The 13,447-nt window shown below is 61.8% G+C and carries 13 protein-coding genes; 1 reads left to right on the top strand and 12 read right to left on the bottom strand.

The features are described from left to right. Positions 1–15: 15 nt before the first annotated feature. From AB8B29_RS12225 to AB8B29_RS12195, 7 genes are read right to left on the bottom strand one after another with little or no spacing between them, the layout of a single operon-like run. Positions 16–411, bottom strand: a complete 396-nt coding sequence (locus AB8B29_RS12225) for a RidA family protein (RefSeq protein WP_037196571.1) — start codon at positions 409–411, stop codon at positions 16–18. Beyond that, positions 389–820, bottom strand: coding sequence for an acyl-CoA thioesterase (locus tag AB8B29_RS12220; RefSeq protein WP_037196573.1), 432 nt, complete (start codon positions 818–820; stop codon positions 389–391). The genes AB8B29_RS12225 and AB8B29_RS12220 overlap by 23 nt, the downstream gene beginning before the upstream one ends. Before the next feature lie 8 nt (positions 821–828). Then, positions 829–2,010 carry an acyl-CoA dehydrogenase gene (locus tag AB8B29_RS12215; protein ID WP_145675869.1) on the bottom strand — a complete coding sequence of 394 codons (1,182 nt, stop codon included), beginning with the start codon at positions 2,008–2,010 and terminating at the stop codon, positions 829–831. 14 nt (positions 2,011–2,024) lie between these two features. Next, a complete protein-coding gene (locus AB8B29_RS12210; RefSeq protein ID WP_037195365.1) occupies positions 2,025–3,206 on the bottom strand; it encodes an acyl-CoA dehydrogenase family protein in 1,182 nt (393 codons plus the stop codon). 3 nt (positions 3,207–3,209) lie between these two features. Further along, a complete protein-coding gene (locus AB8B29_RS12205; protein WP_037195362.1) occupies positions 3,210–4,061 on the bottom strand; it encodes an enoyl-CoA hydratase family protein in 852 nt (283 codons plus the stop codon). Between the two features lie 4 nt (positions 4,062–4,065). Continuing rightward, positions 4,066–4,845, bottom strand: a complete 780-nt coding sequence (locus AB8B29_RS12200) for an SDR family NAD(P)-dependent oxidoreductase (RefSeq protein ID WP_037195360.1) — start codon at positions 4,843–4,845, stop codon at positions 4,066–4,068. Between the two features lie 7 nt (positions 4,846–4,852). Next, on the bottom strand, positions 4,853–7,171 hold the full coding sequence (locus AB8B29_RS12195) for a bifunctional salicylyl-CoA 5-hydroxylase/oxidoreductase (RefSeq protein ID WP_037195357.1): 2,319 nt from the start codon (positions 7,169–7,171) through the stop codon (positions 4,853–4,855). 297 nt (positions 7,172–7,468) lie between these two features. On the opposite strand from AB8B29_RS12195, the gene AB8B29_RS12190 reads away from it, so the two are divergent. Next, positions 7,469–9,079: an AMP-binding protein gene (locus AB8B29_RS12190; RefSeq protein WP_113118434.1), complete on the top strand. Its 1,611-nt coding sequence runs from the start codon at positions 7,469–7,471 to the stop codon at positions 9,077–9,079. Between the two features lie 38 nt (positions 9,080–9,117). Here the strand turns inward: AB8B29_RS12190 and AB8B29_RS12185 are convergent, their stop codons facing one another. The 5 genes from AB8B29_RS12185 to AB8B29_RS12165 all read right to left on the bottom strand — a co-directional run bounded on the left by AB8B29_RS12185 (position 9,118) and on the right by AB8B29_RS12165 (position 13,378). Further along, positions 9,118–9,681 (bottom strand): VOC family protein, encoded by a 564-nt coding sequence (locus tag AB8B29_RS12185; protein ID WP_037195353.1) that lies wholly within the window; start codon positions 9,679–9,681, stop codon positions 9,118–9,120. A gap of 83 nt (positions 9,682–9,764) precedes the next feature. Further along, on the bottom strand, positions 9,765–10,619 hold the full coding sequence (locus AB8B29_RS12180; protein ID WP_037195351.1) for an ATP-binding cassette domain-containing protein: 855 nt from the start codon (positions 10,617–10,619) through the stop codon (positions 9,765–9,767). After that, entirely contained in the window at positions 10,616–11,488 is an 873-nt protein-coding gene (locus tag AB8B29_RS12175; protein ID WP_037195347.1) for an ABC transporter ATP-binding protein, read from the bottom strand. The genes AB8B29_RS12180 and AB8B29_RS12175 overlap by 4 nt, the downstream gene beginning before the upstream one ends. Continuing rightward, positions 11,485–12,378, bottom strand: a complete 894-nt coding sequence (locus AB8B29_RS12170; protein WP_051963388.1) for an ABC transporter permease — start codon at positions 12,376–12,378, stop codon at positions 11,485–11,487. Before AB8B29_RS12170 ends, AB8B29_RS12175 begins: the two co-directional genes overlap by 4 nt. Continuing rightward, entirely contained in the window at positions 12,371–13,378 is a 1,008-nt protein-coding gene (locus AB8B29_RS12165) for an ABC transporter permease (RefSeq protein WP_037195345.1), read from the bottom strand. The genes AB8B29_RS12170 and AB8B29_RS12165 overlap by 8 nt, the downstream gene beginning before the upstream one ends. Between the last annotated feature and the right edge of the window lie 69 nt (positions 13,379–13,447).

Here is a 13,447-nt window from a genome sequence, read left to right as displayed (position 1 = left end):
ACCGCCTGTGCGATATTATTCCGGAATGATGGCGGTCGCCTGGATCTCGATCTTGGCGCGATCCTCGACCAGAGCGACGACCTGTACGGCAGCCATGGCCGGGAAGTGCCGGCCGATGATTTCGCGATAGGCCTGACCGATAGCCTTGAGGCTACCGAGATATTCCTGCTTGTCGGTGAAATACCAGGTCATCGAGGTGATGTGCTTCGGCTCGGCGCCGCCTTCGGCCAGGATGGCGACGACATTTTTCAATGTCTGGCGCACCTGCTCGACAAAGTCGTCGCTTTCGAATTCGCAGGCGGCATTCCAGCCGACCTGGCCGCCGACGAACACCATGCGGCCGGTTGCCGTCATGCCGTTGGCATAGCCGATCGGCTTGGCCCAGCCTTCAGGTTGCAGGATGGTGTGCATCGGTCGTCTCCAGATGAGAGGTCAGTGCGGCGCGGATATCATCCGGCCAGGCAAGCGATTGATGGTTATCGAGCGAGGTGGCGACGACGCGGTGCCTGGCCGTCCACAGCACATGGCCGTTTGCAGAGACCTGGTGTTCCAGGTCCAGCGACGAGCGGCCGATGCCGCGTACTGTCAGCAGGAATTCGAGGTCGTCGCCCTGAAGGCCCGGCTTCATGAAAGTCAGATCGAGCCGCACGGTCGGGACACCGATGCGGCGCTCGTCGATCAGCTTTCGCCAGGAAAAGCCGATCGAGGCAAAGTAATCTTCCAACACCCCGACGAGGATGTTCAGATAGGACGGGAAATAGGCGATTCCCGAGGGGTCGCAATCTCCGAAGCGCAGGGGTCTGGTGGTTTTAAACGCCAAGACGGACCTCAATTCGCAAAAGCGGCGATGCCTGTGATGGCGCGGCCGAGGATGAGGGCGTGGATGTCGTGGGTTCCCTCGTAGGTGTTGACCACCTCGAGGTTGACGAGGTGGCGGGCAATGCCGAACTCGTCGGAAATGCCGTTGCCGCCGAGCATGTCGCGCGCGGCGCGGGCGATATCCAGCGCCTTGCCGCAGCTGTTGCGCTTGAGGATCGACGTCAGCTCCACAGGCGGATGGCCGTCTTCCTTCATGCGGCCGAGACGCAGGCAGCCCTGCAGGCCAAGGGTGATCTCGGTCACCATGTCGGCGAGCTTCTTCTGGATCAGCTGGTTGGCGGCAAGCGGCCGGTCGAACTGCTTGCGGTCGAGCACATATTGCCGCGCCTTGGCATAGCAATCCTCGGCAGCACCCAATGCGCCCCAGGCAATGCCGAAGCGGGCGGAGTTGAGGCAGGTGAACGGACCCTTCAAGCCAGAAACGTTCGGCAGCAGGTTTTCCTCCGGCACGAAGACATTCTCCATGACCACTTCGCCCGTGATCGAGGCGCGTAAGCCCACCTTGCCGTGGATGGCGGGTGCCGACAGTCCCTTCCAGCCCTTTTCAAGGATGAAGCCGCGGATGATGCCGTCCTCGGTCTTTGCCCAGACGACGAAGACATCGGCGATCGGTGCGTTGGAGATCCAGGTCTTGGCGCCGGTCAGGCTATAGCCGCCATCGACCTTCTTTGCCCGCGTCACCATCGAGCCGGGGTCGGAGCCATGGTTCGGCTCGGTGAGGCCGAAGCAGCCGATCCATTCGCCAGTGGCAAGCTTCGGCAGATATTTCTGCTTCTGCGCCTCGGAGCCGAAAGCATCGATCGGCACCATGACCAGCGAGGACTGCACACTCATCATCGAGCGGTAGCCGCTGTCGACGCGTTCCACTTCGCGGGCGATCAGGCCATAGGCGACATAGCCGAGGCCGGCGCCGCCATATTCCGGCGCAATCGTCGGTCCGAGCAGCCCAAGCTCGCCCATCTCGCGGAAGATCGTCGGATCGGTCTTTTCGTGGCGGAAGGCTTCAAGCACGCGGGGGGCAAGCTTCTCCTGCGCATAGGCATGTGCGGTATCCAGCACCATGCGTTCTTCATCGCTCAGCTGCTCCACCAGCCGGAACGGATCGGCCCAGTCGAAAATCTCGCGGCTCATGCTGTCGTCTCCCACTAATTGGCTTTCAGAAGTTCGCGCGCGACGATGAGTTTCTGAACCTCCGTCGCACCTTCATAGATGCGAAGCGCGCGGATCTCCCGATAGAGTTTTTCCGTTATCTCGCCGGACCTTACGCCACGTCCACCGAAGAGCTGAACGGCGCGGTCGATGACGCTCTGTGCGGTTTCCGTAGCCGTCATCTTGGCCATGGCCGCCTCGCGCGTCGTCGGCAAGCGCTGCACGTCGCGACGCCAGGCCGCCCGATAGGTGAGCAATGCCGCCGCGTCGATGCCGGTCGCCATATCGCCGAGGGCGGCCTGCGTCAACTGAAGGTCCGCGAGCCTTCCGCCAAACATCGGACGCGCGCGAACATGGGCAAGGGATTCATCGAGCGCGCGGCGGGCAAAGCCGAGGCCTGCGGCAGCGACCGAGGCGCGGAAGATATCGAGCGTGCGCATGGCGATCTTGAAACCTTCGCCCGGCGCACCGAGCCGCCGCGACGCGGGGATGCGGCAATTCTCGAAGCGGATCGTCGCCAGCGGATGCGGCGCGATCACCTCGATGCGCTCGGCGATGGAAAAGCCGGGATCATCGGCAAAGACGACGAAGGCGGAAATGCCGCGCGTTCCCGGTGCCTCGCCTGTGCGGGCAAAGACCGTGTAGACGTCGGCGATGCCGCCGTTCGAGATCCAGGTCTTCTCGCCGTCGAGAACATAATGGTCGCCATCGAGGCGGGCGGCACAGCTCATGGCCGCCACATCGGAACCGGCGTCTTTTTCCGAAAGCGCGAAGGCGGCAAGCCAATCGCCCGAGCGCACTTTGGGCAGAACAGCCGCGCGCAGCTCTGGTGAACCGGAAAGGCCGATCGCGCCGGTGCCCAGCCCCTGCATGGCAAAGGCGAAGTCGGCAAGGCCGTCATGCCAGGCAAGGGTTTCGCGTGCAAGGCAGACGAGGCGGGAGTCGATCAGCGGTTCGTCATGGGAAGAACCCGTGGCGGCGGCAAGAAGCCCGGTATCGCCGAGCGCCTTGACCAGCTTTCGGCAAGCGCCGTCGACATCCCTGTGATCGGTCGCCGCGATCGCAGGGGATTTGGCGAAAGTGTCCACCTCAGCCGCGAATTCACGGTGGCGTTCCTCGAAGAACGGCCAATCCAAATGGTCTCGCGTCGGACCGGGGAGGGCGCTTGCCATAGACATTGCCTAGTCTCCCTGAAATTCCGGTTTGCGCTTGGCGGCGAAAGCCTCGAAGGCGCGACGGAAGTCCTGCGTCGCCATACAAACGGCCTGGGCTTGCGCTTCGGATTCGATCATCTCGTCGATGCCCATCGCCCATTCCTGGTTCAGCATGGTCTTCGTCATACCATGCGCGAACCAGGGACCATCGGCCAACGAGCGAGCGAGTTTGACGGCTTCCTGCTTCAGATCGGCGCTGGCGTGCAAGCCGTTGTAGAAGCCCCAGGCCTGACCTTCGCTCGCCGTCATTGAGCGGCCGGTGAAGAGAAGTTCGGCGGCGCGGCCCTGGCCGATGATACGGGGCAGGATACCGCATGCGCCCATATCGGCGCCGGCAAGGCCGACGCGGGTGAAGAGAAAGGCGGTCTTGGCCTCGGGCGTCGCCAACCGCAGATCGGAGGCCATGGCGAGGATGGCGCCGGCACCGGCGCAGATGCCGTCGACGGCCGATATGATCGGCTGCGGGCATTTGCGCATCGCCTTCACGAGATCGCCGGTCATGCGTGTGAAGGCCAGAAGCTCGGGCATGGCCATGCGGGTCAACGGTTCGATGATCTCGAACACATCGCCACCGGAGGAGAAATTGCCGCCGGCGCCCGTCAATACCACGGCGCGAATATCCGATGCATAGACGAGATCACGGAAGAGGTCGCGCAGCTCGGCATAGCTCTCGAAGGTCAATGGATTCTTACGTTCCGGGCGGTTCAGCGTGAGCGTAGCGACGCGGCCATCCTCGCTGACATCCCAGAGGAAATGCTGCGGCTTGTAATCCTTGAAGGGCTTCAGATGGCCCCGCATCGTCATATCTAGATCGCTCATCCCCTCAAATCTCCCCACCGGCAACCGCGATTGCCTGTCCATTGATCGATGCCGCTACCGGCGATGCCAGCCAGAGAACGGTATCAGCGACTTCCTCCGGTGTGACGAGCCGCCCCTGCGGATTGGATTTCGTGAACTCGCCAAGCGCCTGCTCGGCCGTGCGCCCGGTCTTGGCGACGATGGTTTCGATCGATCGCTGGATGATCGGGGTATCGGTGAAGCCGGGGCAGACGGCATTGACTGTCATGCCGGTCTTGGCGAATTCCAGCGCCAGCGAACGGGTCAGGCCGACGACGCCATGCTTGGCGGCAACATAGGCGGAGACGTAGCCATATCCCTTCAAGCCGGCCGTCGAGGCGATATTGATGATGCGCGCGCCGGCGCCATGCGCCTTCAGATCGGGCAAGACTGCCTGCGTCACCAGAAAGACACCGGTGAGGTCGACTGACAGGACATGGTTCCATGTGTCCAGGCTGGTCTTCTCGAAAGACGCGCTCGGGGCTTCGCCGGCGTTGTTGACGAGAATATCGATGGGGCCGAATTTTTCGCGTGCCCTTGCGAGCCCTTGGGCGATAGCCTCGGTACTTGTGACGTCGAACCCATCGACGACGAATGCCTGCGCGCCGATTTCGGCTGCGACCACTTCCAGAGGCTCCTTGCGGCGGCCGAGCAGGGTGACGCGCGCGCCGTCCGCTGCAAGCGCCCTTGCGATCGCTGCACCGATGCCGCTGCCGGCGCCGGTGATGAGGGCGTGACGGCCCGCAAGTTTGCCAGAAGTCGTCATCCGATCCTCACTTCGCCGGCGCGGTCGTGGCCGCGCGGGCAAGGTTGGTTTCATATTGCGTCTTACCGGAGAGATACTGCTTCGGCCAGGGAATGGACGTCAGGCCGATCTTGGCGGCCTCATGCAGCGACCAGGCGGGATCGGCCAAATGCGGGCGGGCGACGGCGCAGAGATCGGCGCGGCCGGCGGCAATGATCGAATTGGCGTGGTCGGCTTCCGAGATTGCGCCGACGGCAATCGTGGGAATGCCAATCTCGTTGCGGATCTTATCGGAAAAGGGTGTCTGGAAGAGGCGGCCGTAAACAGGCTTTTCCTCTTTCGATACCTGGCCGGAGGAGCAATCGATCAGATCGGCGCCGGCCTCCTTGAACAGACGCGCGAAGATCGCAGCATCCTCAGGCGTGTTGCCGCCATCGGTCCAGTCATGGCAGGAGAGGCGGACGGACATGGGCTTGTCTGCGGGCCAGATCGCGCGCATGGCCTTGAAGATTTCAAGGGGATAGCGGGCACGGTTTTCATGGCTGCCGCCATATTCGTCATCACGCGTGTTGGTGATCGGCGACAGGAAGCTCGACAGCAGGTAGCCGTGGGCGCAGTGCAGCTCCAGCCAGTCGGCGCCGGTCTTGACGGCGAGTTCGGTCGAGCGGATGAAGTCGGCCCTGACGCGATCCATATCGGCGCGGTCCATGGCCTTCGGCACCTGGCTGTTCTTAAGGTAGGGGACAGCTGACGCCGAGATCAGCGGCCATTCACCTTCCGCCAACGGCTGATCGATCCCTTCCCAGGCAAGCTTCGTTGCGCCCTTGCGTCCGGCATGGCCGAGCTGAATGCCGACCTTGGCGGCGCTGCTCGCATGGACGAAATCGACGAGCCGCTTCCATTGCGCGACCTGTTCGTCGTTCCAGAGGCCCAGGCAGCCGGGGGTAATGCGTGCATCCGGTGTGACGCAGGTCATCTCCGCGAAGATCAGGCCTGCACCGCCAAGCGCGCGCGAGCCGAGATGAACGATGTGGAAATCGTTCATGATGCCGTTTTCCGCCGAGTACATCGCCATCGGCGAGACGACGATGCGGTTGACGAGCTGGACATCGCGCAGGCGATAGGGCGTGAACATCGGCGGCAGGCAGCGGTCGTTGCCGACGGCGAGGCCGGATTTCTCCGCGAACCAGCGCTCGAAACCTTCGAGCCAGTTCTTGTCGCGAAGCCTCAGATTTTCGTGGCTGATGCGCTGCGAGCGGGTGAGCATCGAATACATGAATTGCGGTGGCTCGAGCGTGTCGGCATAGCGGCGTCCCACGACTTCGAACCATTCCATCGCGTTGCGGGCGGCATTCTGGATGCGGGCGACGTCGACGCGGCGGATTTCCTCGTAGGTTTCGAGAACGGCCGGGATCTTGTCCTTATCGTGCCCGTGGATCTGGAACTGCCTGGTTAGTTCGATGGCATCGTCGATGGCGAGCTTGGTGCCGGAGCCGATGGCGAAATGCGCGGTGTGGGCGGCGTCACCCATCAGCACAACATGCGAATTGCCGTTGAAATGGCTCCACTTGCCGCAGATGAGCCGGTTGAAATTCAGCCAGGCCGATCCCCGGATGTGACGCGCATTGGTCATCAGCGACGCGCCGTCGAGCACTTCGGAAAACAGGTTTTCGCAGAAGGCGATGGAGCCATCCTGATCCATCTGGTCGAGACCGTGGGCGAGGTAGGCCTCCTCGGTGGTCTCTACTATGAAGGTCGAGGTCTTGTCGTCGAACTTGTAGATGTGCGCCTGGAACCAGCCGTGCTCGGTCCTGCGGAAATCGAAGGTGAAGGCGTCGTACTGCTTGTTTGTGCCGAGCCAGATATAGCGGTTCGGCCGGGTGATCATATCCGGCTGGAAGACCTCCGGATAATGGTTGCGAATGCGGGAATTGAGGCCGTCCGAACCGATGATGAGATCGGCATCGGGGTAATCGAGATCGGAATTGACGTCGGTCTCGAAGATCAGTTCGACATCGAGAGCCTCGCAGCGCTTCTGCAGGATATTCAACAGCTTCTTGCGGCCGATGCCGACGAAGCCGTGGCCTGAAGTGCGCTGACGCGTGCCCTTGAACAGGACTTCGATATCGTCCCAATGGTTGAAGGCGTCCTCGATCTCGGCCGCACTTTCCGGATCCCATTCGCGCATCGATATCATGGTGGCATCGGAGAAGACGACGCCCCAGCCGAAGGTGTCATAGGGGCGGTTGCGCTCGACGACGCGGATCGAATGTTCGGGATGAAGCTTCTTCATGAGAAGCGCGAAGTAGAGGCCGGCAGGCCCGCCGCCGATACAGACGATGCGCATCGCTTATCCCTCCTCATGCGACCGAAGTCGCCTCAAAATCATTTAAGTTTAAAATATCTTGTCGTGACCGTTCGTCAAGGCTTGTCTTGCCGGAATCTGCGATCAGCAGAAAGTCACAATAGCTCAAAATTCCAAAATTGCCTTTTGAAATCAAAGAGAATCCAAAAATATTTTAGGCTTAAAATTTCTTGCTTGAACATTTCGATCTTCGATGCGATCTTTTTTATCGCGCTACACGGCTGCAGGGGAAAGCGGCTGCCCTGGCGATTTGATCGAGAAGAATGCGGGAGCAAGGCGATGCTGGGACCGACCGGTCATACCGATACATTCACGCGAGACAATCTGCCGCCCTTCGGCGAATGGCCCGAGTTGCTGATGGATGGTTTCGACTATCCCGAATGGCTGAACGCCGGCTTCGAACTCAGCGACCGGATGGTCGAGCGAGGTTTCGGCGATCATGTGGCGCTGATCGGCAACGGCCGCCGCCGCACTTATAAGGAATTGGCGGACTGGACCAACCGCATCGCCCATGCGCTTGTCAAAAATTTCGGCGTGAAGCCCGGCAATCGCGTTCTCATCCGCTCCGGCAACAACCCGGCGATGATTGCCTGCTGGCTGGCGGTGACGAAGGTCGGAGCCGTGGCCGTCAATACCATGCCGATGCTGCGGGCGGGCGAACTTTCGAAGGTCATCGACAAGGCGGAAATCTCGCTGGCGCTTTGCGATACGAGGCTGCTTGAGGAGCTTGTCGCCGCGGCCAAGGACAGCCGCTTCCTGAAGCAGGTGGTCGGCTTTGACGGCACCGCCAATCACGATGCCGAACTCGACCGTATCGCCCTCAACAAATCAGTTCGTTTCGAAGCGGTGAAAACCGGGCGCGACGATGTGGCGCTGCTCGGCTTCACCTCGGGATCGACGGGTGTGCCGAAGGCGACGATGCATTTCCATCGCGATATCCTGATCATCGCCGATGCCTATGCGAAAGAAGTTCTGCAGGTCACGCCAGACGATGTCTTCATCGGCTCGCCGCCGATCGCCTTCACCTTCGGGCTCGGCGGTCTGGTCGTCTTCCCGTTGCGCTTCGGAGCGTCAACCGCTCTGCTTGAAAATGCCTCGCCGAAGAACATGGTCGAGATCATCCAGGAATATGGCGCGACGATCAGCTTCACCGCGCCAACTGCCTATCGCGCCATGCTGGCGGCGATGGAAGAGGGGGCAGATCTCTCCTCGCTGCGCATCGCGGTATCCGCTGGCGAGACGCTGCCCGGGCCAATCTTCGAGGAGTGGACGCGCAAGACCGGCAAGCCGATCCTCGACGGGATCGGCTCGACCGAGCTGCTGCATATCTTCATTTCCAATCGGCTCGATGATGCCAGGCCGAACTGCACGGGCAGGCCGCTGACCGGCTATGAGGCGCGCATCGTCGATGACGAGATGAACGAGGTGCCGCGCGGCACGATCGGCAAGCTGGTGGTTCGCGGGCCGATCGGCTGCCGTTATCTCGCCGACCACAGGCAGGCCGATTACGTGCGGGATGGCTGGAACATCACCGGTGACAGCTTCATCCGGGACGACGAAGGCTATTTCCATTTCGCCGCGCGTTCCGACGACATCATTCTTTCCGCCGGCTACAATATTGCCGGACCGGAAGTCGAAGCGGCACTTCTGTCGCATGCCGATGTGCTGGAATGCGCTGTCATCGGCAAGCCGGACGAGGATCGGGGCAGCATTGTTCAGGCGCATGTCGTGTTGATGCCGGGTGTGAGCGGCTCGCAGCTTCTGGTCAAGGCGCTACAGGACCACGTCAAGACTGTCATTGCGCCCTATAAATATCCACGTTCGATCATTTTCGTCGACGCCTTGCCGAAGACGGAATCGGGCAAGATACAGCGCTTTCGCCTGAAATAGCCGGAGGTTCGATCAGGACGTCGTTTTCCCGCCAAATCTCACTTGCTCGGGCTCTTTGGATTCCATAGCCGTGTTTTGGCGCTTTTTTCATAGGCCATGCCCTTCGGATAGCTGATTGCTTCGAACTGCAGCCCCCATGGTGCCTGGAAGTAAAGGATCGACTGGCCAGCTGCCGGACCGTCGTTGATTGTGAATGGTCCCAGCCGCGTTTCGATGTTCTTGCTATCGAGATAGGCTTTTGCTGCAGCGATATCGTCAACGTACAGCGAGATATGAAATGCACCGACATCGCTGTTCTTCTGCTGGAGATCTCGCTGATCGGGAGCCGAATATTCGAACAGCTCGATGTTCGATCCGAAGCCACAGCGGACTTGCGTTATCTGCTTTATTTCAGCCTTGGGGTCGACGCCGAGCAGATCTTTCATGAATGTGCCCTTATCGTCGGCAAACGGCCCGAATGACATTACGACCTCGCAGCCGAGCACATTCTCGAAGAAATCGATCGCCTGCTTCATATCCGGTACCGTGAGTCCTGTATGGTCGTGACCACGAAGTCCGGGTAGCCCGGTGGCTTTTGTTGCTGCTGACACAGGGTATTTCATATTGCTTCCCTTCTGTTGCCGGTGCCGTCGCGCAGCTCGCTGCGGTTAAAATGGCAGCTTTGCGCCCCCCTGCGGGCGACTATTCAAGCACTGGATGCTTCTTCAATCAGGCTTTCGCGGCCGAGCCAGTGCGGGTCGATTTCCGGCAGGGGAATCGCATCGAGCAGCATGCGGGTATAAGCGGAAGCGGGTTCGGTGAAGACGCGCTCGCAATCGCCTTCTTCCTCGATGCGGCCGTGCCGCAGGACGTAGACGCGGTCGCAGAGAGCGCGGATGACCGAGAGGTCGTGGCTGATGAAGGCCATGGACAGGCCGAGGTCTCGCGACAGTTCCTTCAATAGGTTAAGCACTTGCGCCTGGGTCGACACGTCGAGGCCGGAAACGATCTCGTCGGCGAGCACGAAGTCCGGTTCCAACAGGGCGGCGCGGGCAATGCCGATGCGCTGGCGCTGGCCTCCGGAAAGCTCGTGCGGATTGCGGTCGAGGCACGCTTGAGGCAGCGTCACACGCTCGAGGATTTTGGCGACGCGGCGTTCGGCCTCCTTGCGATCCGAGGCCAGTCCGTGCAGGAGCAGCGGCTCGACCAGAATGCGGCGGATCGTATGGCGCGGGTTGAGCGAAGCCATAGGGTCCTGGAAAATCATCTGCATGCGCCGGCGCAGCGGCCGCATTTCGCTATCCGGCAGATGCGTGATGTCCCCGCCGTCGAAATGGATGCTGCCGGCGGAGACGTCGACCAGGCGCAGAAGGGCACGGCCGAGCGTCGTCTTCCCCGAGCCGCTTTCGCCGACGATGCCGACGGTCTCGCCGCGGCGGATATCGATGTCGACGCCGTGCAGCACCTTGATGCCGTGGCCCGGTGGTCCGAAAAGATGCCGCTTGGCGCCATAGGTGACCTCGATGCCTCTGGCCGACATGAGATTATCGGAAGTGCTCATCGTCCGACCTCCGGAATGCCGATCTCTCGGCGCAATTGCTCGAAGACCGCCTGCGGCACCGGCGTCAGCCCGGCATCCGGCCGGTCGTAGCGCGGGCCGGCTGACAGCAGCGATTTCGTGTAGATGTGCTGCGGGCGCGCAAGGACATCGCTTGTGCTTCCCTGCTCGATGACCTTGCCGGCATAGAGCAGGGTAACGCTGTCACAGATCTGGGCGACGACGCCGAGATCGTGAGTGACGAAGACGACGGCGGTGCCATGCGCCTCCTGCAGGCCGCGGATCAGCCGCAGGATCTGCTTCTGCACGGTGACGTCAAGCGCCGTGGTCGGCTCGTCGGCGACAACCAGCTTCGGCTCCAGCGCAAAGGCGGCGGCAATCAAGATGCGTTGCCGCATGCCACCCGACAATTCATGGGGATAGGCACGCAGCACGCGCTCGGGATCGCGGATATGCACTTCTTCCAGCAATTTCAGCGCGCGCAGTCTCGCATCGCGCGACGACATACCCCGCTTCAGCCGCAGGCCATCGGTCAGTTGTGCCTCGATGCGGCGGCCAGGATTGAGCGCCGTCTGCGGGTCCTGCGGGATCAGCGAGATGTCGCTGCCCATGATATCGCGCAATTCCCTAGCGGAGAGAGTGAGAAGATCGCGATTCTCGAAAAGGATGGAGCCGCCGGTGATGCGAACGCCGCGCGGCAGGATGCCGAGCAAGGCCTTCGCGATCGTCGATTTGCCGGCGCCGCTTTCTCCGACGAGGCCGCGCACTTCGCCGCGCTCGAGCGTGACGGAGACATCTCGCAGGATCGGCGCGCCGCCTTCGCGGTCGGATACGGCGCTGAGGCCCATTATGGAGAGAAGCGTAGATGTCATCGGCGCATTACCGGATCGAGAGCGCGACGCAGGCCGTCGCCGAGTTGATTGAAGGCAAGTACAGTCGCGAAGAGGGCGATCAGCGGCACGACCAGCACCCACCAGCCTTGGTAGATCATCTGCCTGCCCTCGGCGATCATGCCGCCCCAGGTCGGCGTGTCCGAGGAGACGGAGAGGCCGACGAAGGACAGGATGGCCTCGACGATGACGGCGATGCCCATCTCCAGGCTGACAAGCGCGATCAGGACCGGCATGACATTGGGCAGGATCTCGCTGAAGAGAATCTTCGCCCGCGAAAAGCCGATCGTATGGGCGGCTGTCACGTAGTCCATCTGCGCCTGCGCCTGGGTTTCGGAGCGCACGACGCGACAGAAGCGGGTCCAGTCGATGATGACGATGGCGGCGATGACCGAATGCACGCCCGAGCCGAAGACAGCGACCAGCAGGATCGACAAGAGCACCGGCGGGAAGGCCATCCAGATATCGACCAGGCGCGAGATCACCTTGTCGATCCATCCGCCATACCAGCCGGCGAGAAGGCCGAGCAACGTGCCGATGAATGCCGCAAGCCCTGCCGCGACGAAGGCGACCGTCAATGCGATACGCGTGCCGAAGATGACGCGGGACAGGACGTCTCGGCCCAGATCGTCCGTGCCCAGCAGGAAGCCTGGATCGGAGCCGTCGACCCAGACCGGCGGCAAGGTGCCGGACATGAGATCCTGCTCCAGCGGATCCTTCGGCGCGAGATAGGGCGCGAAAACAGCGAGAATGATCAGGATGAGGATGAAGCCGCCGCCGAAGATCACCTTCGGCTCGGAGAGCAATGCCCGAACCCGTTTCGCCATTCTGGAGGGCGGGCTTGGCATGGCGGGCGAGATGACGTCAGCCATGGGCGAGCCTCGGATTGAAGGCCGCGACCAGCAGGTCAACTGCCAGGTTGACGAGGATGAAGAGAGCGCCGAAGACCAAGACGAGCCCCTGGATGAGCGGCAGGTCGCGGTTGATGACCGCGTCGATCGCCATGTTTCCGATGCCGGGATAGGCGAAGATGCGCTCGACGATGACGGTGCCGCCGATCAGGAAAGTGAATTGTACGCCGGTGAGCGCAATGGTCGGGCCGACGGCGTTACGCAACGCTTCCTGCAGCACCAGCCGCAGGTCGGACATGCCCTTCAGCTTGGCGAGCAGGATATAGTCCTGCACCATGGCTTCAGAGAGTGCGGCCTTCAGCACGCGGGCGATGATGGCCGCCAACGGCAGGCCGAGCGCCAGCACCGGCATGACCATATGGGCTGATATATCGGCAAAGACGCGGAAGCGGAGGGTGAGCAGGCTTTCGATGAGATAGAAGGGGGTCGCGAATTGCACGTCCGTGCTTGGATCGATGCGGCCGGAAAGCGGGAAGAGCGGAAACAGCACGCCGAGGACCAGAACCAGCGCCAGCGCCCAGACGAAATCCGGCACGGCAAGGAAGAGGCCGTTGAGGCTGTCGAGGATCGGTTCGAGGATGGTGCGGCGGGCGAGTGTGCCGATGATGGCGACAGCGCCGCCGAGAAGGACCGCGAGTACGAGGGCCGCAAAAGCCAGTTCCAGCGTCGCCGGCAGGCGCTCTCCCAAGAGCGATAACACATCGCGTTTCAGCGAGATCGAGGTGCCGAAATCACCCGCCAGCACCGACTTCAGCCAGATGCCGAATTGGGTGGTCAGGCTTGCGTCGAGGCCGTAATGGGCGCGGAGCGCGGCGATATCGGCGGGGCTAGCGCCCGGTGAGATCATCATGGCGATGGGATCGCCCGGCACGACCCGCAGGAGCACGAACACGATCAACGCCACGCCGAAGAGCGTGGCGGCGGCCATGATCAGGCGGTTGAGAATGGAGACTGCTATCATTCGTTATGAATTCCGATCGCACGGCTGGTGGTGATGGAGAGCCCCAAGCCCCTCATCCGCCCTGTCGGG

This window comes from Rhizobium sp. 11_C7_N12_5 (genome assembly GCF_051811145.1).
Classification (GTDB): Bacteria; Pseudomonadota; Alphaproteobacteria; order Rhizobiales; family Rhizobiaceae; genus Rhizobium; species Rhizobium lusitanum.
Note: the sequence above shows the minus strand (reverse complement) of the source record. Positions and strands in the feature narration are given on the sequence as shown.